Source organism: Marinobacter shengliensis, assembly GCF_003007715.1.
GTDB classification, from domain to species: Bacteria; Pseudomonadota; Gammaproteobacteria; order Pseudomonadales; family Oleiphilaceae; genus Marinobacter; species Marinobacter shengliensis.
Genome location: NZ_PXNO01000021.1, coordinates 413,449 through 431,859, shown reverse-complemented (window position 1 = coordinate 431,859; position 18,411 = coordinate 413,449). Strand labels below are relative to the sequence as shown.

The window sequence follows — 18,411 nt, the reverse complement described above, 5'->3', positions numbered from 1 at the left end:
TTTGTTCTCACCACGTTGACTCCCCGAACAGTGTTCGAGGAGCGGGGCGGGCGGCCTTCCCGGGACTGTCTGCAGCATGGATGCTGCAGTCAAGCTTACAGGGACGTATTTACAGCGTGTCCCGGGAAGGCCGCCCGCCTCGCTCCCTCCCCAAAGGTGGAAGCAAGGAGCCCGAAGTTAAAAGTTATCAGGCATCTTGGCCTTGGCCCGCGCTGCTTCACGGGAAATAAGACCCTTCTGCAACAGGCGCTCCAGGCACTGATCCAGCGTCTGCATGCCCAGGGAACCACCCGTCTGGATAGACGAGTACATCTGGGCAATCTTGTCTTCACGAATCAGGTTACGGATGGCCGAGGTGCCAATCATTATCTCGTGGGCGGCAATACGGCCGCCGCCCATCTTCTTCATCAGGGTCTGGGAGATAACCGCCTGCAGGGATTCCGACAACATGGACCGCACCATGGACTTTTCCTCGGCCGGGAACACGTCAACCACCCGGTCGATGGTCTTCGCAGCGGAGGTGGTGTGCAGGGTGCCGAACACCAGGTGGCCGGTTTCGGCGGCGGTCAGGGCCAGGCGGATGGTTTCCAGGTCCCGGAGCTCACCTACCAGGATGATGTCCGGGTCTTCCCGCAGGGCTGAACGAAGAGCCTCATTAAAGCCCAGGGTGTCCCGGTGGACTTCCCGCTGGTTAACCAGGCACTTTTTCGAGTCGTGCACGAATTCGATCGGGTCTTCGATGGTCAGGATGTGCTCGTAGCGGGTGTCGTTGATGTAGTCCATCATCGCCGCCAGGGTGGTGGACTTACCGGAGCCGGTGGGCCCGGTGACCAGCACCAGGCCACGGGGTACAGACGAAATATCCTTGAAAACCTGGCCCATGCCCAGATCTTCCATGGTCAGAACCTTCGAGGGGATGGTCCGGAATACAGCGCCGGCGCCACGGTTCTGGTTGAAGGCGTTTACCCGGAAACGGGCCACACCCGGCACCTCGAACGAGAAGTCGGTTTCCAGGAACTCTTCGTAATCCTTACGCTGCTTGTCGTTCATGATGTCGTAGATCAACCCGTGCACTTCTTTGTGCTCCATCGGGGGAAGGTTGATGCGGCGCACGTCGCCGTCGACACGGATCATGGGGGGCAGACCGGCAGACAGGTGCAAATCCGATGCGCCCTGTTTCGCCGAAAAGGCAAGCAGTTCAGTAATATCCATAGGATTCCTCGGAGGGCTTTTTCTTTTAGTCCAGAAGCGGCAAACTCACACTATGAGCAGCATAGCAGACAACATCGGGAGCGTAACCCGACGCATACAAAAAGCAACATTGAAGGCAGGCCGGGACCCCGGCAGTGTGCGCCTGTTGGCAGTCAGCAAGACACGCCAGCCAGACGAACTCAGGGTCGCGGCCAGTGCCGGCCAGGTTGCCTTTGGTGAAAACTACCTTCAGGAGGCGCTGGACAAGATTGAAGCCCTGAAGGATCTCGATCAGATTGAGTGGCACTTTATTGGCCCCATCCAGTCCAACAAAACCCGGCAAATTGCGGAGATGTTCGCCTGGGTGCACAGCGTTGACCGGCTGAAGATTGCCCGCCGCCTGAGCGAGCAGAGACCTCCCGGTTTACCACCATTGAATCTGTGCCTGCAGGTCAACATCAATGACGAGGACAGCAAATCCGGCTGCACCCTGTCCGAACTGCCCGAACTGGTGGATGAGATCGGCGATTTGCCTAACGTAAAATTGCGAGGGCTTATGGCGATTCCCGATCCAGACCAGTCCGAGGCAGATCTGCGGATGAGTTTTCGCAAGCTGGCCAATACCCTGCGGGAGCTTAAACGGGGGTCTCCTGAGGCGGGCCCGATGGACACACTGTCTATGGGTATGTCGGATGATCTCGAGATCGCCATCGCAGAGGGCGCAACCTGGGTTCGCGTAGGTACCGCTCTATTTGGGGCAAGGCCATCCAAACACAGCCAGAGCTGAAACCGCTGGTTCCTGCTATCATCGCATTCAACGAATTAACTGACCAAAGCCCTGGAGTGACCCTTGAGCACATCACCCACGATTTCTTTTATAGGTGCCGGCAACATGGCCAGCGCCATCATCGGCGGCATGCTGGAGAACGGCTACCAGGCCGGTAATATCTGGGTAAGCGCCCCTGACGATGGCCACCTGCAATCCATCCGGAAGCGTTTTGGTGTCAGCGTTACCACGGACAACCGGTACTGCTCCCAACAGGCGGATATTGTGGTGTTGGCAGTTAAGCCCCAGGTGATGGCGGATGTCTGCCACGACATCGCCCCGGTGGTGCAGAACACCCGCCCGCTGATGGTTTCCATCGCCGCAGGCCTGACCGCTGAGACTCTGGACAACTGGCTTGGCGGCGGCATGCCGCTGGTTCGCGTGATGCCCAACACACCGTCGCTGGTTGGCAAGGGTGCCGCCGGGCTGTTTGCCAACGCACAGGTCAAAGACGCACAGAAGACATCGGTACAGTCGATGTTCGAAAGCATCGGCTCAGCGCTGTGGGTGGACGACGAAGACCAGTTGCACGGCGTTACCGCGCTATCCGGAAGCGGCCCGGCGTATTTCTTCTTGATGCTTGAAGCTCTGGAAGGCGCCGCCACCGAAGCCGGCATCGCACCTGAAACCGCTCGGGCACTCGCTATTCAGACCATGGCGGGCGCGGCCGAAATGGCGGCCCGCAGCGACGATGACCCAGCGCAGCTCAAACGCAACGTCATGTCCCCCGGCGGCACCACCGAGCGTGCCGTGAATACCTTTGAGGACGGCGGCCTGCGGCAACTTGTGAAAAAGGCCTATGGCGCGGCGTTTGATCGCTCCCGGGAAATGTCCAAAGAACTGGCAGATAAACAGTAACCGTTAACGGAGACACAGCTACATGCTGGCAGATATTGTGATTACGATCCTGCTGATCGCGTCCACCTTCTACATGACCATCGTACTGCTGCGCTTCCTGCTACAGCTGGCCCGGGCCGACTTCTATAACCCGATTTCCCAGTTTGTGGTGAAGGCCACCAATCCGCCGCTACGCCCGCTGCGCCGTTTCATTCCCGGCTGGGGCGGCATTGATGGGGCAGCGCTGGTACTTGCTGTCATTATCCAGGCCATTACCTTCTTCCTGATCCTGGTGGCCCTGAACGGCGGGATTCCCGGCATCAATCCGATTACCCTGCTCGTCTGGGCCGTTTTGAATGTGCTCAGCCTGATTGTCAAAATCTACTTCTGGTCAGTGATTGCCGTGGTGGTGGTCAGTTGGATTGCCCCGCAAAGCAGCCACCCGGCTATCCAGCTGGTCGCGCAGATTACCGAACCGGTCATGCGACCGGTGCGTAGCGTCATGCCTTCCATGGGCGGGTTGGATCTGTCACCAATCATTGTGTTCCTGATACTGAACGTCATCTCTGTGGTGATTGACCATATGAAGATCGCCGCGGGCCTCGGCTCCATCGGCCTTGGAATGTAACCTGCCTCACAGATATACATTCAGTTACAGTTTTATCTATTTCGAAACACCGAAGGCTTCAGCGTCAACAACATGATTCTGAAGCTTTTTTTGCATCAGTTCCCGACCTGCCGTAAAAAATGCCGACTGGCGCACCCCACCCAACTGACTAAAAAGGCTACTATTAACGTCATTTAATCTCGGAAGTCGCGCAGAAGGATTATCCAATGAATCAGCAGGGAACTCTGTCGCAGCAGGTTGAGGCATACCACAACTGGAAGAAAGAGCTGATACGGCAGATTGGCCGGTACCGGCTCTGGCTGCAAGATAACAATCTGTTCTCGGAAGACGTCAGCACCCGAATTCGCCATGGCCTGGAACTGCTCATTGAAGATGAGCTGACCATCGCCTTTGTGGGCGAGTACTCCCGCGGCAAAACCGAGCTGATCAATGCCCTGTTTTTTTCGGAGTACGGTCAGCGCATGCTGCCGTCCCAGGCAGGCCGCACCACCATGTGCCCCACGGAGCTGTTCTTTGATCGCAGCGCCAACCAGAACTACCTGCTGCTCCTGCCCATCGAGACCCGGACCGGCGAACTTTCCCTGCAGCAACTGCGCAAGCAGCCTGAGCGCTGGGTAAAGCACGAGCTGGACGAGCGCAACCCGGAAGTCATGCGCGAAGTGCTGGCCGAGGTTGCCCGCATCAAAAGCGTGACCCCTGACGAAGCGCGCCAGTTGGGCTTTGACGAAGCCATGCTGGAACACGATCGCAACAACCCCGGCAATGTACTGGTGCCTGCCTGGCGCAACGCCCAGATCAGCATTCGTCACCCGCTGTTCGAGCGTGGCCTGCGCATCCTCGACACGCCGGGGCTCAACGCGCTGGGCTCCGAGCCAGAGCTGACCATCAGTATGCTGCCACGCGCCCACGCGGTCATTTTTGTGTTAAGTGCGGACACCGGCGTAACCGCCAGCGATATGACGATCTGGAAAGATCATATCGATACCGAACACGCGGACCACAGGGCCGGCCGGTTCGCCGTGCTGAACAAGATTGATGTGCTGTGGGACGACCTCCAGGGCGAACAGCATACACTGGATGCGATCGAGCGCGTGCGCACCTACACAGCGGAACATCTCGGCATCCGTCAGCAGGATGTGATTCCGTTGTCCGCCAAACAGGGCCTGCTGTCGCGAGTACGCAAGGACGAAAGCCTGTTCGAGCGTTCCAATATCGGCCAACTGGAACAACTGATCATTCAGCGCATCCTGATGCACAAGGAGCAGCTGATTACCCAGAACCTGATCAACGATCTGCTGGGCATGCTGCAGAACAGTCAGGCGGCCATGCAATACCGCCTGGAGTGCCTGGAGGAAGAGCGCCAGGCCTGCACCGGCGCCACCATGGACAAAGCCGCACTGGGGCGTCTGGCCGAGCGCGCCCAGAAGGACTACGACTTCTACTACAAAAAACTGATTACCCTTCGCTCCTCTCGCCGGCTGATGGACTCCCAGGGCGACATGCTGAAAAAACTGGTGGCGGAAGATCGTTTTGAAGACCACGCAGCCAAGGTCCGACACATGATGTCCAAGAGCTGGACCACCGCCGGCATGAACCGGGCCATGGACCATTTCTTTGAACTGTTGGAAAGCGACCTGACCAACCTGCTGGCCGAAGGCCGGCTGGCAGAGAAAATGGTCGGAGCCATCTATCGCCGTTATAACGAAGACACCCGGGCCAGGCACCTGGAGCCCATCCCGCTGCGGGCGGGCCGCCATGTCATCGCCATTCGGGAACTGCGCAAGAAAGCCAAGCGCTTTCGCATCAGCCCGAAAAACCTGCTGACCGAACAGTCCCTGCTGGTGCGCCGCTTCTTCAACGTCATGGTGGGCGAAGCTCGCACCCTTCACGGCCGGGTGCGTAAGGATGTCGAACGCTGGCCCCAGGAAGCTCTGCTGCCGATCATGCAGTATTCCATGGAGCAGAAACAGCTGTTGGAGCACCAGATCCGGCGCCTGCGCGACATGGTCCGCAGCGACCGGGACAGCCGCGCGGAGCGCCAGCGCCTGGATAATGCCATTGCCGACCTGCGTAAACAGCTGGAACTGGCCGACGCCATGATGCGGCAAATCCGCAAGCCGGCCCCCACCATGATTCAGCAGAAAGTGGTCAATATCTCAGGCGCCATCTGAAAGACCGGGGCCCGCTCGAACATCGCGCGGGCCCCGAAAACGGCGCCACAGCCACGCGCCGGTTGCAGCAACCCCCACCCGCCTTTAAACTGCGATGCTGTCGCGCTTTTCTGAACACTTCAAGGCCAATGGCCAGACACTTGTGGACCGGACCAGGAACTCATCACCGCCATGCCTGATTCCCTGCCCTCGGACTCCGTGGGCCTTGTAAGCCCCCAAACCATTCGCTTTGACACGCCGATCGAACTGGCGTGCGGCCAGACCCTGGACAGTTACGACCTGGTGGTGGAGACCTACGGCACCCTTAATCCGGACGCCAGCAACGCAGTGCTGATTTGCCATGCACTCAGCGGCCATCACCATGCTGCGGGCTATCACAGCATGGAAGACAAGAAACCTGGCTGGTGGGACAGCTGCATCGGCCCGGGCAAGCCCATCGATACCAATCGTTTTTTTGTGGTCAGCCTGAACAATCTGGGAGGCTGCCACGGCAGCACCGGCCCCAATTCCACCAACCCGGCAACCGGCAAACCCTATGGCCCGGACTTCCCGGTGATTACCGTTGCCGACTGGGTAAAAAGCCAGGCTTACCTGGCTGACCACCTGGGCATCGAACAATGGGCCGCGGTGGTCGGTGGTTCGCTGGGTGGCATGCAGGCGTTGCAGTGGAGCCTGGACTACCCGGAACGGTTGCGTCACTCGGTGGTGATTGCGTCCACGCCCCGACTCAGTGCACAAAATATCGCCTTCAATGAAGTGGCTCGCCAGGCCATTACCTCCGACCGGGAGTTCCACGACGGCCGATACTACGATTTTGGCGCGGTGCCTCGCCGGGGCCTGATGCTGGCCCGTATGGTCGGCCACATCACCTACCTGTCCGACGCCTCCATGGGTGAGAAATTCGGCCGGGAGTTGCGGGAAGAGGCCTACAAGTTCGGGTTCGACGCCGAGTTCCAGGTAGAAAGTTACCTTCGTTACCAGGGCGAGCGTTTCTCAGAAAGCTTTGATGCCAACACCTACCTGTTGATGACCCGGGCCCTGGACTACTTCGATCCGGCCTATGCCGCCGGCGGGGATCTGGCCAAGGCTCTGGCACCGGCAAGCTGCGAGTACCTGGTGCTGTCATTCAGCACCGACTGGCGCTTTTCGCCCGAACGCTCCGAAGAGATGGTGAACGCCATGATCTCTGCCCGCAAGAAGGTCAGCTACGCCGAAATCGATGCCCCCTGGGGCCATGACGCGTTCCTGATTCCAACCCCCAGGTACACCGATATTTTCACCGCCTATATGGACCGGGTAGCACGGGAGGTGGGCGCATGAGACCAGACCTGGACATCATCCAGCAATGGGTCCAGCCAGGGCATCACGTACTGGACCTGGGTTGCGGCAATGGCACCCTGCTGGACTTTCTTCAGCGGGAGCGAGGCGCCACGGGGTTTGGCCTGGAGATCAACCCGGACCACATCACCACCTGTATGGCGAAAGGGGTGAGCGTGATCGAGCAGAACCTGGACACCCAGGGGCTGGACAATTTTGACGACGGCATGTTCGACGTGGTTCTGATGACCCAGGCCCTGCAAGCGGTGCGGCGACCGGACAAAGTGATCGAAGAGATGCTCCGGGTCGGCCGAGAGGGCATCGTCACCTTCCCCAACTTTGCCCATTGGCGCCTGCGCTGGGGACTGGCTCTGAGTGGCCGTATGCCCGAATCCGACGCACTACCGTATAAATGGTATAACACCCCCAACATACGGCTATGCACCTTCAAGGATTTTGAAGCCTTGTGCCGTCAGAAAGGCATTCGCATCAAGAGCCGCCGGGTGGTAGACGGTCAGCATCAGAACAGCTGGCTGGCCAGGCTCTGGCCGAACCTGTTGGGGGAAATTGCCATCTATCGAATCACGCGGGAGAACCCATGATGATGACTCGTTCGATCACTCGCCTACTGACCCTGACCCTGGGACTGCTGTTATTCGCTCAGGCGCAGGCCGGCCAGGAAGACTTCGGTGACTATCAGGTGCACTGGAGCGTTTTCCCAAGCACCTTCCTTGACCCGGAAGTCGCCAGGGCCAACAACCTGCAACGCAGCCGGGGCATTGGCATCATCAACATTTCCATTATGACCGAAGGTGAGCATGGCCAGATCCGGCCGGTTGGCGGGCAGGTACAGGGCCAGGTGACCAATGACATCCAGCAGGTGAATTTCCTGGCCTTCCGTCGTATTCAGGAGGGTGATGCAGTCTATTTCATCGCCCAGTACCAGTACCGTTCCGGCGACCTGATGACGTTCAACATCACGGCCCGGCCCACTGGCCACAACCGGGATCTGCCAGTTCGTTTCTCCCATACCCTGTTCAATGACTGACACCATGAGCCAGAAATTTGTCATCGCCAGCAATAACAAAGGCAAGATTGCCGAACTGACAGAACTGCTCAGCCCCTTGGGGTTGCAGCCGGTTGCCCAGGGCGAACTTGGCGTGAGCGAGGCCGAAGAACCGGCGGTCACCTTCGTTGAAAACGCCATCCTCAAAGCCCGCCATGCCGCCCGGGAAACCGGGCTGCCGGCCCTGGCAGACGACAGCGGCCTGGCCGTGGATGCCCTCAATGGCGAGCCCGGCGTGCGCTCGGCGCGGTACGCCGGCGACGCCGCTTCCGACGCCGACAACGTGGCGGCACTTCTGGATGCCTTGAACGACGTTCCCGCCGCACAACGCAGTGCCCAGTTCCATTGTGTTCTGGTGTATCTTCGACATGCCGACGACCCCACGCCGATCATTTGCCATGGCCGCTGGCCCGGGCAGATCCTGACCGAGCCCCGGGGTGACGGCGGCTTCGGTTATGACCCTGTATTCCTGGCGCCGGAGTTCAACTGCAGCGCCGCAGAACTGACCCGGGCACAGAAAGGCAAGATCAGCCATCGGGGCCGGGCCCTGGCCAGCCTGCTGGAACAACTCCAGGCGGAGCGGTAAACCCATGACCGCCACCCCGGTTGCGGTCTGCCCGCCACTGAGCCTGTACATCCACGTGCCCTGGTGCGTGCGCAAATGCCCCTACTGTGACTTCAATTCACATGCCGTCAAGAGGGAAATTCCGGAAACGGCCTATCTGAACGCCATTCTGGAGGATCTGGATCAGGACCTGTTCTATATCCTGGGGCGCCCTATCGAAACCGTCTTTATCGGCGGCGGTACTCCTTCCCTGATGAGCGGCGCCTTCTACGAACAGCTGTTCGACGGGCTCCGCCAACGCCTGGCGTTTTCAACCGATGCGGAAATTACCCTGGAAGCCAATCCCGGCACGCTGGAAGCGGGCCGCTTCGAAAGTTTCCGCGCAGCCGGCATCAACCGGCTGTCCATCGGGGTACAGAGTTTTCACCCGGAACACCTGCAATCCCTCGGCCGTATCCACGATCAGGCCATGGCCCACCGAGCCATCGAATCCGCCCGGGCTGCCGGGTTCGACAATTTCAACATCGATCTGATTCACGGCCTGCCGGGGCAAACTCCGGAACAGGCGGTCAGCGACCTGCACGCCGCACTGGCCCACCGGCCAACCCACCTGTCCTGGTACCAACTCACCATTGAGCCGAACACCGAATTTTTCTCGCGACCACCGGCGTTGCCGGACGACGATCGGCTCTGGGACATTTATCAGCAGGGGGCAGCCCATCTTCGGTCAGCGGGCTTCGATGATTACGAGATCTCGGCCTGGAGCTTGCCCGGCCGGGAAAGCAGACATAACCTGAATTACTGGAGCTTTGGCGACTATCTGGCGCTGGGTGCCGGCGCTCACGGCAAAGTCAGCCTGGCCGACGGCCGGATTCTGCGGTACTGGAAAACCCGGCAACCAGACGCCTACCTGCAAAGGATCGGCTCCCGCACCTCCGGTAGCGAAGAGCTGGCACCGGAGGACCGGCCGCTGGAGTTCATGATGAATGCGTTACGCCTGAAACGGGGCACGTCGGAACAACTGTATCTTGAGCGTACAGGTTTACCCTTGTCGTCAGTTGCGGTACAACTTGAGCAATTACGCAAACAACATCTGCTGACCCCTGATCGCCTGCAGGCGACCGAGCAAGGACAGCGTTACCTGAATAGCCTGCTGGAGCACTTCCTCTGATGAATTCAGCTCAGCACACCGTGCCATCCGGGCCTCGCCCGATGAAACCGCCCATGAAGGTATCCATCGTGGTGGCGGTGGCGCTGTTTCTGGTTCTGATGGCCATCAACCAACCCCTGAAGACCGGTTCTGCCCCTCAGGGCATTGTCAGCTTCCAACTGGCAGGCACGGCAGACCAGGCCTACGCCATTATCCGCAGCTGGCGCGAGAACGGCTTGATCTGGGCAAAAGCGTCATTGTGGGTAGACTTTCTGTTTGTCGTGGCTTACCTGGCCGCGCTGTTGCAGTTGACCAGACACTTCACCCGGGACAGGCCCGGCATCCGGGAGCGCAAGGTCGCACGCTGGGTGCGCGCGCTGTTTATCACGGCAGGGCTGAGTGACGTGGCGGAGAACATTGTACTGCTGAACAACCTGAGCCCGCCCACAGACTCCATGAGCATGACCGCCACTATCCTCGCGTTGATCAAATTCACCGGGCTGCTGCTCGGAGTGGCCGGACTTGTCATCATCCGGGCTGCCCGCCGGCATCCGCTGAGCCACTCCTGACACCGTCCCGCCTCAATTGGTGCGATAGAACAACAAATCCCAGACTCCGTGGCCAAGATTTTCACCACGCTTTTCGAATTTGGTGATCGGACGGTCATCCGGGCGCGGTGAGTAGCCACCCTGCTCCTGAGTATTGGCGAACCCTTCCGAATCGTTCATCACTTCCAGCATGTGCTCGGCGTAGTTTTCCCAGTCCGTCGCCAGGTGCAGAATGCCACCAACGCGGAGTTTGTGACGAATCCTCTGAACAAAGTCGTGCTGGATCAGGCGACGTTTGTGGTGCTTTTTCTTGTGCCAGGGGTCCGGAAAGAACACCATCACACGGTCCAGGCTGGCATCTGGTAAGCACAAGTCGATGACGTCATTGGCGTCGATATTGTAAACGCGCACGTTCTCAAGTCCGCGATCCTCCACCTCTTTGAGCAAGGCTCCAACACCGGGCAAGTGCACTTCCACACCGATAAAGTCCTGCTCGGGGGCCGCTTCCGCCATATCCGCCAGGGATTTCCCCATGCCAAACCCAATCTCCAGATTCAGCATGTTGTCCCGGCCAAACACTTCCCTCGGGTCGATCATGCCGTTGTCGCGGGTCAGGCCGTACTTGGGCCAGCTGCGTTCATAGGCCTTTTTCTGACCCTCGGTCATCCGGCCCTGGCGCAAGACAAAACTGCGAACACCGCGGCGGGTGGTGATCGGGTTGTCGCCGGAGGCATCGTGCGTCTCATGCTGGTCAGTCATCTGTGGTCCTCAACCGTCAATACGGATCTGATTTAGGGAACGTTACCCGCCAGTTTACCAGAGTAGACCGCCTCAAGCGGAGACAACCGAGCTTTGCCCCTGTTGACGGTCCAGTTGCCGGTAGCCGAGCGCTTCCATCAGATAGTTTCGGGTTACCGCTGGCTGGCCATCCAGGTCCGCCAGGGTGCGGGCCACTCGCAGAATCCGATGCAACGCCCGCGCAGACAACCCAAGTTTCTCCATGGCTCCGGACAGCAGTTTCTCGCTCTCCGCATTCAGATGGCTGGCCTCGTGCAACGCCTTGCCAGCAAGGGCCGCATTGAGCACGCCCCGTTCTGACTGCCTGGCCCGGGCCCGTAGCACCCGTTCCCGGACGCTGGCGCTGGACTCTCCGGTTTCACCCGCCCCCAACAACACGCCCCCGGCCTGCACCGGCACTTCAACGTGCAGGTCAAACCGGTCCAGCAACGGCCCGGATATCCGGGAGCGATAGCGCATGACCTGCTGCGGCGTACACTGACACTCCATGGTCGGATGCCCACTGTAGCCGCACGGGCAAGGGTTCATAGCAGCAACCACCTGGAATCGGGCAGGAAAAGTGACCTGCCGTGCAGCCCGACTGATGGAAATTTCACCGGTTTCCATAGGTTCCCGCAATACCTCCAACACGCGGCGCTGGAACTCTGGCAACTCGTCAAGAAACAGTACGCCTCGATGGGCCAGGGAGATTTCTCCGGGCCTTGGGCTGCTACCACCTCCCACCAGCGCCACCGCCGAAGCGGTATGGTGCGGGGAGCGGAATGGAGCCTGCCGCCAACCACCGGGCTTGAGGGGAAGGCCGGCGACCGAATGCACACTGGCCACCTCCATGGCCGCGGCGTCGTCCAGGGCTGGCAGTATGCCGGGCAGCCGGCTGGCCAGCATGCTTTTGCCGGTGCCTGGCGGGCCAAACAGCAGAAGATTGTGCCCGCCGGCAGCCGCCACTTCCAGGGCCCGTCGGGGAACCTGCTGGCCCCGGACGTCCGCGAGGTCCAGCCCCTCGTCCCGGGGCCCGGCTTCTGGCTGGGCTCGAGCTACCGGGGATATCCGGGCGCGACCAGACAAATGCTCACAGACGGTCAGTATGTGGCTGGCGGCAAACACGTCATCATCGCTGGCCAGCGCGGCCTCTTCAGCATTGTCTTGGGGAAGCAACAGCGCGCGACCGGCGCCTCTTGCCGCCAGTACCGCCGGCAATACGCCTTTCAGGGGCCGTAATGCGCCATCCAGGGACAACTCGCCAATGAACTCGAGGTCTTTGAGACTTTCGGCGGGAATCTGCCCGGAAGCGGCGAGGATGCCAAGGGCGATGGGCAGGTCGAAGCGTCCACCCTCTTTGGGCAGGTCTGCGGGGGCCAGGTTAATGGTGATTCGACGGGCGGGGAATTCGAACCCGGCGTTGATCAAGGCACTGCGAACCCGGTCTTTGCTCTCACGCACACCGGTTTCCGGCAATCCAACAATCGACAGGGCCGGCAGTCCGCCAGACAGATGCACTTCAACAGTCACTGCCGGTGCAGACACACCGATACTGGCACGGGAATGGACAATAGCAAGCATGGCAACCTTCCTTGGCAATCAGTTTCTTACAAGTCCCGGCCGCTGCATCCTGCGGGCCGGGCCAGACCGGTCATTATGAGGACAGTTTCTGCTCGAGTTCGGCAACCCGCTTCTCAAGCGCTTCCACTTTTTCACGGGTTCTCATCAATACCGCCTGCTGGGCATCGAACTCTTCGCGGGTGACCAGTTCCAGCTTCGACATGACCGTCATCACCGTTGCTCTGGCCTGGGCCTCAAAATCGTCTTTCGCAGCCCGAGCCATATCCGGAACGAACTGGCCAAACTGGCCCTGTAACTGAGCAAAAAAGTCCTGTGGCCCTTTCATAAATCACCTCTGAGAGTCTCTGTTTCCCGACGCGGCAAACGCCGTGGCTGAGTCGCTATCCGCTTTGGTGGGAGTGTATCACACCGCCGCCCCTGCCATACTGTGCCCTGTCCGCATTATAATGGCGGCGGATGGCTAACCCGAACATGCTCTTTTTTGAGCCAAGGGCGGGCTCATCGCACCAAGTTGGTGCGCGTTATTGCGCCATTCTGGAACAGGATATAACCAACAAACTGATTTAAAACATTTTTTTTGCGTTGGCACACCCGATGCTAAAGCTCTCGTACGCAATCCGCACAATTGATGTGCGAGGTGGCAGCATCCCGAACTCAACAACCGGCCGCTGGCCCTCACTGTTGGGACGGCTTTACCAAGGAGAAAGCAATGAAACTTGTGACAGCGATCATCAAGCCTTTCAAATTGGATGATGTCCGTGAGGCACTATCCGAGATTGGCGTACAAGGCGTAACCGTCACTGAAGTCAAAGGCTTCGGTCGGCAAAAAGGCCACACAGAGCTCTACCGTGGCGCGGAATACGTGGTGGACTTCTTGCCCAAGGTCAAAGTGGAAATCGCCATTGGCGACAACCTGCTTGACCAGGTCATCGAAGCCATCACCAAGGCGGCCAATACCGGCAAAATCGGCGACGGCAAGATCTTCGTGACCGAACTGGCGCAAGCCATCCGGATTCGAACCGGCGAGACTGGCGAAGAAGCGGTCTGACAGCAGACTGACTCTGAAAAAAGCCAACGCAAAAAATTTATAACCTAAGAGCCTTGTGCGGAGGGCCTCCTATGGAAAGCACTGTTTTTGAAATACAGTACGCATTAGATACGTTTTACTTCCTCGTGTGTGGCGCATTGGTCATGTGGATGGCAGCAGGCTTTGCCATGCTCGAGTCCGGCCTGGTGCGCTCAAAGAACACCACTGAAATTCTGACCAAGAACGTCGCCCTGTACGCCGTTGCCTGCACCATGTACATGGTCTGCGGCTACGCGATCATGTACGGTGGCGGCACCTTCCTGAGCGGCATCACTGGCATGGGCGTTGAAGAAGGCTTCGAGTATGAGGCTGCAGCAACCTACGCGCCATCCGCTGACTTCTTCTTCCAGGTGGTCTTCGTTGCTACAGCCATGTCCATCGTATCCGGTGCCGTGGCCGAGCGCATGAAGCTCTGGGCATTCCTGATCTTCGCTGTGGTCATGACCGGTTTCATCTACCCGATGGAAGGCGCCTGGACCTGGGGCGAAGCTGACGTCTTCGGCATGTACAACCTGGGCGATCTTGGCTTCAGTGACTTTGCCGGCTCTGGCATCGTACACATGGCTGGCGCAGCTGCGGCCCTGGCTGGCGTCCTGCTGCTGGGCGCCCGTAAAGGCAAATACGGCCCGAACGGTGAGATCCGCGCCATTCCCGGCGCCAACCTGCCCCTGGCCACTCTGGGTACCTTCATCCTGTGGATGGGCTGGTTCGGCTTCAATGGTGGCTCGGTTCTGGCGACTGCTTCCGCAGAATCCGCTAACGACGTCGCCATTGTATTCATGAACACCAACGCCGCAGCGGCTGGTGGCGGTCTCGCAGCTCTGATCCTTGCCCGACTGATGTTTGGCAAAGCTGACCTGACCATGCTCCTGAACGGTGCACTGGCTGGTCTGGTGACCATCACTGCCGGCCCGGACACCCCCACTCCGCTGCTGGCAACCATCTTCGGTGCCTTCGGTGGCCTGCTGGTGGTGGTAAGCATTGTGACCCTGGACAAGCTGCGCATTGATGACCCCGTCGGTGCCATCTCTGTTCACGGCGTCTGCGGTCTGCTCGGCCTGCTGCTGGTGCCGGTTACCAACGGCGACGCCAGCTTCAGCGGCCAGATCATCGGCGCCATCACCATCTTTGTCTGGGTCTTCGTGACCAGCCTGATCGTGTGGAGCATTCTCAAGGCGGTCATGGGCATCCGGGTATCCGAAGAAGACGAATACGAGGGTGTGGATTACTCCGAGTGTGGCATGGAAGCCTATCCAGAGTTTGTCAGCGGCAAGCAGTAAGCCAGCCTGACAACCACGAAAAACAAGAAGGGCGCCAAACGGCGCCCTTCTTGTTTCTGTTCCTGGCGCTCCGTCACTAACAGACGCCCTGGAACAATTGGTCATCCGCGTGCCGCAGATACAACATCAATTCCATTTCCGCTTCGTGGACACTGTCAAACGGCCCCTGGATCGAGCCCTCGCGAGTCTGGAAAAACCACTGTCCGTTGACCAACGAGAACCGCTCACTACGAAACCAGTGACGATCCTGTTCACCTTTGCGCGTTTCCATAACAACTCCTTTCACTCCGAACACAGCACGATGATCAATAAATGACCACACTGTTTCAGCATAGCTCAGAGTGCGGAGCTGTCTAATTTTTGTCAGGCCTCTTCGGGACGCACCGCGTCTTCCAGCGCATCCACCATAAACTGAGGCATCGCCAGGGCTCCGTGGTGAATGCCGGCGTTGTAATAGCGGGTCACGAACGGGCGGTTGTTGGCGTCTTCCTCACGGAAATACTTCAGCGGGTTATCCTTGCTACCCATGGTGCAGCTCCACCACCCGGTCGGGTAGACAGGCTGAGGGAACGGCAAAGTCTGTACGTGGCCGAAGCCGGCCTTCTGCATATCGCTGTGGATGTCCTTGATGATGCTGTCCGTGTGCAACAGCGGCGATTCACTTTGCTGCACAATAATGCCGCCCTCCCGAAGCGCCGCCATGGCGTCCCGGTAGAAATCCAGGGCAAACAAGCCTTCGGCGGGGCCCACCGGGTCGGTACTGTCGATAATCAGCAGGTCGATGCTGTTGGGCTCAATATCCCGCATCCACTTGATACCGTCGCCAAAAAAGAAATTTGCCCGGGGGTCATTATTGGCCTCACACAACTCCGGAAAGTATTTTTCCGACATGCGGGTAACCCGCTCGTCGATTTCCACCTGCCAGGCCTCCTCGACACCGGGGTGCTTGAGCACTTCCTTCAGGGTTCCGCAATCTCCACCGCCCACTATCACCACTTTCTTCGGGTTCTTGTGAGTGAACAACGCAGGATGGGTCATCATCTCGTGGTACAGAAAGTTGTCACGGGTGGTCAGCATCACGCAACCGTCCAGCACCATCAGGTTGCCAAAGGTTTCCGTTTCATAGATTTCCAGCTTCTGGAACGGCGTCTGCTCTTCGTGCAGCTTGCGCTTGACCTGCAGGGAAAATGCCGTGCCCTGATCCTGGAATACCTCGGTAAACCAGCCTTCGTTCAATACCGTCATCTGTACCTCCCATTCATTGCGCCACCACGGGGTCGGGGCCTGTTCAAAGGGGCGTATTGTAGGGGGCCCACGGCCATAGCCAAAGTACTATTCCCCTTCGCCGCCACGTATTTTTCACATTTCAGGCCACTCGTGGCCCGGCAATCCTTTCGATCCGGCCTGTCAGGTCCTACAATGCAGCCTGACAACGGCCTGCGGGCCATTCCGGTTTCCTGACAGGATAGCAACAATGCCTGAAACCACAGCCTTACCTGCCCACAAGGTTTATAACATCGCTCACTGGAGTGATGGCTACATCGCGGTGACTCCCAGGGGTGAAGTCGAGATCTGCCCAGACCGGGGGCGGACAGCAGCCCAAATCAACCTTCCTGACCTGACCCGGTCTCTGGCCGAGTCCGGCGTTGCCCTGCCGGTACTGATCCGTTTTACCGACATACTGCACGACCGGGTGAACAAGCTTTGCGGCGCCTTCAACAAGGTGACCGCTGAACAGGGCTACCAGGGCCGCTATACCGCGGTCTACCCGATCAAAGTGAACCAGCAGCGACGGGTTGTGGAAGAGCTGTTGGCGGCACAACCCGCCGCCTCGGCCGGACAGGTCGGGCTCGAAGCCGGTAGCAAGCCGGAATTGATGGCGGTATTGGCCCTTGCCCCCAAGGCGGGGTCAGTGATTGTCTGCAACGGCTATAAAGACCGTGAGTACATTCGCCTGGCCCTGATCGGCCAGAAGCTGGGCCACCGGGTGTTTATCGTGGTGGAGAAGCAATCGGAGCTGCCGCTGATACTGGAAGAGGCTGAGCGTCTTGAGGTATCACCGCTGATTGGAGTGCGGGCACGATTGGCCACCATTGGCAAAGGTAACTGGCAGAACACCGGCGGCGAAAAATCCAAGTTCGGGTTGTCCGCCAGCCAGGTTCTGGATGTGGTCAATACCCTTAAACAGGCCGGCGCTTTGGGTACCCTGCAGCTGCTGCACTTTCACCTGGGTTCACAAATTGCCAACATCCGCGATATCCAGACCGGCCTGAAGGAATGCGCCCGCTTCTACACAGAACTGCACCATTTGGGCGCACCCGTCGGCACCGTGGATATCGGCGGCGGCCTGGGCGTGGACTATGAGGGCACCCGCTCCCGCAGCAGCTGCTCAATGAATTACAGCGTGTTTGAATACGCCTATAACGTGGTGCATGTGCTGCAAGCCGAATGCGATCGCCAAGGCATTCCCCACCCGGACCTGATCAGTGAATCCGGCCGTGCCCTCACAGCCCACCACTCGGTTCTGGTCACCAACGTGATTGATCGGGAATCTCCAGACCATCGGGAAGTCACTGAGCCCGAAGCAGACGCACCAGCACCACTGCATGACCTTTGGCGCGACCTTCTCAGCCTGCAGGATGATCACTCACCCCGGTCACTGGCCGAGATTTACCACGATGTGCTGCATGCGATGAACGATGTCCACGCCCAGTTCGCCCATGGTCTGCTGTCACTCAGCGAGCGAGCCCAGGCCGAGACTCTCTACACCACCTGCTGCCGCCTGCTTCGGGTTCAGCTGGACAGCGGCAGCCGGGCGCACCGGGAAATCATCGACGAACTCAACGAAAAGCTTGCTGAAAAGCTCTTTGTTAACTTTTCCCTGTTCCAGTCCCTGCCGGATGTCTGGGGCATTGACCAGATCTTTCCGGTGATGCCGATCAATGGCCTGAACCGTCCGCTGAGCCGGCGCGCGGTGATTCAGGACATTACCTGTGATTCGGATGGCCGGATTGACCAGTACGTGGACGGCCAGGGCATCGAAACCACCCTGGCATTGCCGGAGGAAAAGGAGGGCGAGCCACTGCTGATGGGGTTCTTCATGACCGGCGCCTATCAGGAGATCCTGGGAGACATGCACAACCTTTTCGGCGATACCCACTCGGTGGATGTGCGGCTGAACGACCAGGGCGAGTATGACATTGGCAAGCCCATTACCGGCGACACCGTCGCCAAGGTACTTCGTTACGTCAACTTTGAACCGGAGAACCTGATCAAGTCCTACCAGGATAAGTTTGCCGCCAGCAACCTGGATAAATCCACACAGGACCGATTACTGGGCGAACTGAAAGCCGGTCTTGAGGGCTACACTTACCTGGAGGAATAGCC

The 18,411-nt window shown here is 59.0% G+C and carries 19 protein-coding genes; 13 read left to right on the top strand and 6 right to left on the bottom strand.

Annotation, left to right across the window (positions count from 1 at the left end):
* Positions 1-177: 177 nt before the first annotated feature.
* Entirely contained in the window at positions 178-1,212 is a 1,035-nt protein-coding gene (locus C7H10_RS08115) for a type IV pilus twitching motility protein PilT (protein ID WP_058091364.1), read from the bottom strand.
* Positions 1,213-1,264: 52 nt separating this feature from the next.
* On the opposite strand from C7H10_RS08115, the gene C7H10_RS08110 reads away from it, so the two are divergent.
* The 10 genes from C7H10_RS08110 to C7H10_RS08065 all read left to right on the top strand — a co-directional run bounded on the left by C7H10_RS08110 (position 1,265) and on the right by C7H10_RS08065 (position 10,320).
* Positions 1,265-1,978, top strand: a complete 714-nt coding sequence (locus C7H10_RS08110) for a YggS family pyridoxal phosphate-dependent enzyme (protein ID WP_106694451.1) — start codon at positions 1,265-1,267, stop codon at positions 1,976-1,978.
* Between the two features lie 63 nt (positions 1,979-2,041).
* Positions 2,042-2,875: a pyrroline-5-carboxylate reductase gene (gene proC, locus C7H10_RS08105; protein ID WP_106694450.1), complete on the top strand. Its 834-nt coding sequence runs from the start codon at positions 2,042-2,044 to the stop codon at positions 2,873-2,875.
* Positions 2,876-2,897: 22 nt separating this feature from the next.
* Entirely contained in the window at positions 2,898-3,482 is a 585-nt protein-coding gene (locus C7H10_RS08100) for a YggT family protein (protein ID WP_061332558.1), read from the top strand.
* Between the two features lie 206 nt (positions 3,483-3,688).
* Positions 3,689-5,653, top strand: a complete 1,965-nt coding sequence (locus C7H10_RS08095; protein WP_106694449.1) for a dynamin family protein — start codon at positions 3,689-3,691, stop codon at positions 5,651-5,653.
* Positions 5,654-5,824: 171 nt separating this feature from the next.
* Positions 5,825-6,973 (top strand): homoserine O-succinyltransferase MetX, encoded by a 1,149-nt coding sequence (metX, locus tag C7H10_RS08090; RefSeq protein ID WP_106694448.1) that lies wholly within the window; start codon positions 5,825-5,827, stop codon positions 6,971-6,973.
* Positions 6,970-7,572: a methionine biosynthesis protein MetW gene (gene metW, locus C7H10_RS08085; protein ID WP_106694447.1), complete on the top strand. Its 603-nt coding sequence runs from the start codon at positions 6,970-6,972 to the stop codon at positions 7,570-7,572. The genes metX and metW overlap by 4 nt, the downstream gene beginning before the upstream one ends.
* Entirely contained in the window at positions 7,572-8,018 is a 447-nt protein-coding gene (locus C7H10_RS08080; protein WP_061332593.1) for a DUF4426 domain-containing protein, read from the top strand. The genes metW and C7H10_RS08080 overlap by 1 nt, the downstream gene beginning before the upstream one ends.
* A 4-nt stretch (positions 8,019-8,022) precedes the next feature.
* Entirely contained in the window at positions 8,023-8,622 is a 600-nt protein-coding gene (gene rdgB, locus C7H10_RS08075) for an RdgB/HAM1 family non-canonical purine NTP pyrophosphatase (RefSeq protein ID WP_106694531.1), read from the top strand.
* A 4-nt stretch (positions 8,623-8,626) separates the two neighbouring features.
* Positions 8,627-9,772 carry a radical SAM family heme chaperone HemW gene (hemW, locus tag C7H10_RS08070; RefSeq protein WP_106694446.1) on the top strand — a complete coding sequence of 382 codons (1,146 nt, stop codon included), beginning with the start codon at positions 8,627-8,629 and terminating at the stop codon, positions 9,770-9,772.
* On the top strand, positions 9,772-10,320 hold the full coding sequence (locus C7H10_RS08065) for a hypothetical protein (protein ID WP_106694445.1): 549 nt from the start codon (positions 9,772-9,774) through the stop codon (positions 10,318-10,320). Before hemW ends, C7H10_RS08065 begins: the two co-directional genes overlap by 1 nt.
* A gap of 12 nt (positions 10,321-10,332) precedes the next feature.
* On the opposite strand, the gene trmB is transcribed toward C7H10_RS08065, so the two are convergent.
* From trmB to C7H10_RS08050, 3 genes are all read right to left on the bottom strand, one after another.
* The gene (trmB, locus tag C7H10_RS08060; RefSeq protein WP_061332551.1) at positions 10,333-11,058 is read right to left on the bottom strand and encodes a tRNA (guanosine(46)-N7)-methyltransferase TrmB; all 726 of its coding nucleotides are present in this window, start codon (positions 11,056-11,058) and stop codon (positions 10,333-10,335) included.
* A gap of 72 nt (positions 11,059-11,130) precedes the next feature.
* The gene (locus tag C7H10_RS08055; protein ID WP_106694444.1) at positions 11,131-12,657 is read right to left on the bottom strand and encodes a YifB family Mg chelatase-like AAA ATPase; all 1,527 of its coding nucleotides are present in this window, start codon (positions 12,655-12,657) and stop codon (positions 11,131-11,133) included.
* A 73-nt stretch (positions 12,658-12,730) separates the two neighbouring features.
* The gene (locus C7H10_RS08050; RefSeq protein WP_061332549.1) at positions 12,731-12,982 is read right to left on the bottom strand and encodes an accessory factor UbiK family protein; all 252 of its coding nucleotides are present in this window, start codon (positions 12,980-12,982) and stop codon (positions 12,731-12,733) included.
* A gap of 384 nt (positions 12,983-13,366) precedes the next feature.
* On the opposite strand from C7H10_RS08050, the gene glnK reads away from it, so the two are divergent.
* On the top strand, positions 13,367-13,705 hold the full coding sequence (gene glnK / locus C7H10_RS08045; RefSeq protein ID WP_058091350.1) for a P-II family nitrogen regulator: 339 nt from the start codon (positions 13,367-13,369) through the stop codon (positions 13,703-13,705).
* 71 nt (positions 13,706-13,776) lie between these two features.
* On the top strand, positions 13,777-15,024 hold the full coding sequence (locus C7H10_RS08040; RefSeq protein WP_061332548.1) for an ammonium transporter: 1,248 nt from the start codon (positions 13,777-13,779) through the stop codon (positions 15,022-15,024).
* Between the two features lie 76 nt (positions 15,025-15,100).
* Here C7H10_RS08040 and C7H10_RS08035 read toward each other — a convergent pair whose 3' ends face one another.
* Together C7H10_RS08035 and speE are read right to left on the bottom strand one after the other, a co-directional pair.
* Positions 15,101-15,295 (bottom strand): DUF6316 family protein, encoded by a 195-nt coding sequence (locus C7H10_RS08035; protein ID WP_061332547.1) that lies wholly within the window; start codon positions 15,293-15,295, stop codon positions 15,101-15,103.
* Positions 15,296-15,387: 92 nt separating this feature from the next.
* Complete coding sequence (gene speE / locus C7H10_RS08030; RefSeq protein ID WP_061332546.1) at positions 15,388-16,269, bottom strand: polyamine aminopropyltransferase; 882 nt, start codon at positions 16,267-16,269, stop codon at positions 15,388-15,390.
* Positions 16,270-16,498: 229 nt separating this feature from the next.
* Here speE and speA point away from each other — a divergent pair, with 229 nt between their 5' ends.
* Positions 16,499-18,409, top strand: a complete 1,911-nt coding sequence (gene speA, locus C7H10_RS08025; protein ID WP_106694443.1) for a biosynthetic arginine decarboxylase — start codon at positions 16,499-16,501, stop codon at positions 18,407-18,409.
* Positions 18,410-18,411: the final 2 nt, after the last annotated feature.

Bases quoted from the DNA above. Each gene is read 5' to 3' on its own strand.
- C7H10_RS08115 (WP_058091364.1), bottom strand. From the start codon at position 1,212: ATGGATATTACTGAACTGCTTGCCTTTTCGGCGAAACAGGGCGCATCG.
- C7H10_RS08035 (WP_061332547.1), bottom strand. From the start codon at position 15,295: ATGGAAACGCGCAAAGGTGAACAGGATCGTCACTGGTTTCGTAGTGAG.
- metW (WP_106694447.1), top strand. From the start codon at position 6,970: ATGAGACCAGACCTGGACATCATCCAGCAATGGGTCCAGCCAGGGCAT.
- speE (WP_061332546.1), bottom strand. From the start codon at position 16,269: ATGACGGTATTGAACGAAGGCTGGTTTACCGAGGTATTCCAGGATCAG.
- C7H10_RS08055 (WP_106694444.1), bottom strand. From the start codon at position 12,657: ATGCTTGCTATTGTCCATTCCCGTGCCAGTATCGGTGTGTCTGCACCG.
- C7H10_RS08065 (WP_106694445.1), top strand. From the start codon at position 9,772: ATGAATTCAGCTCAGCACACCGTGCCATCCGGGCCTCGCCCGATGAAA.
- rdgB (WP_106694531.1), top strand. From the start codon at position 8,023: ATGAGCCAGAAATTTGTCATCGCCAGCAATAACAAAGGCAAGATTGCC.
- C7H10_RS08095 (WP_106694449.1), top strand. From the start codon at position 3,689: ATGAATCAGCAGGGAACTCTGTCGCAGCAGGTTGAGGCATACCACAAC.
- speA (WP_106694443.1), top strand. From the start codon at position 16,499: ATGCCTGAAACCACAGCCTTACCTGCCCACAAGGTTTATAACATCGCT.
- C7H10_RS08080 (WP_061332593.1), top strand. From the start codon at position 7,572: ATGATGACTCGTTCGATCACTCGCCTACTGACCCTGACCCTGGGACTG.
- trmB (WP_061332551.1), bottom strand. From the start codon at position 11,058: ATGACTGACCAGCATGAGACGCACGATGCCTCCGGCGACAACCCGATC.
- C7H10_RS08050 (WP_061332549.1), bottom strand. From the start codon at position 12,982: ATGAAAGGGCCACAGGACTTTTTTGCTCAGTTACAGGGCCAGTTTGGC.
- hemW (WP_106694446.1), top strand. From the start codon at position 8,627: ATGACCGCCACCCCGGTTGCGGTCTGCCCGCCACTGAGCCTGTACATC.
- C7H10_RS08110 (WP_106694451.1), top strand. From the start codon at position 1,265: ATGAGCAGCATAGCAGACAACATCGGGAGCGTAACCCGACGCATACAA.
- metX (WP_106694448.1), top strand. From the start codon at position 5,825: ATGCCTGATTCCCTGCCCTCGGACTCCGTGGGCCTTGTAAGCCCCCAA.
- C7H10_RS08100 (WP_061332558.1), top strand. From the start codon at position 2,898: ATGCTGGCAGATATTGTGATTACGATCCTGCTGATCGCGTCCACCTTC.
- glnK (WP_058091350.1), top strand. From the start codon at position 13,367: ATGAAACTTGTGACAGCGATCATCAAGCCTTTCAAATTGGATGATGTC.
- C7H10_RS08040 (WP_061332548.1), top strand. From the start codon at position 13,777: ATGGAAAGCACTGTTTTTGAAATACAGTACGCATTAGATACGTTTTAC.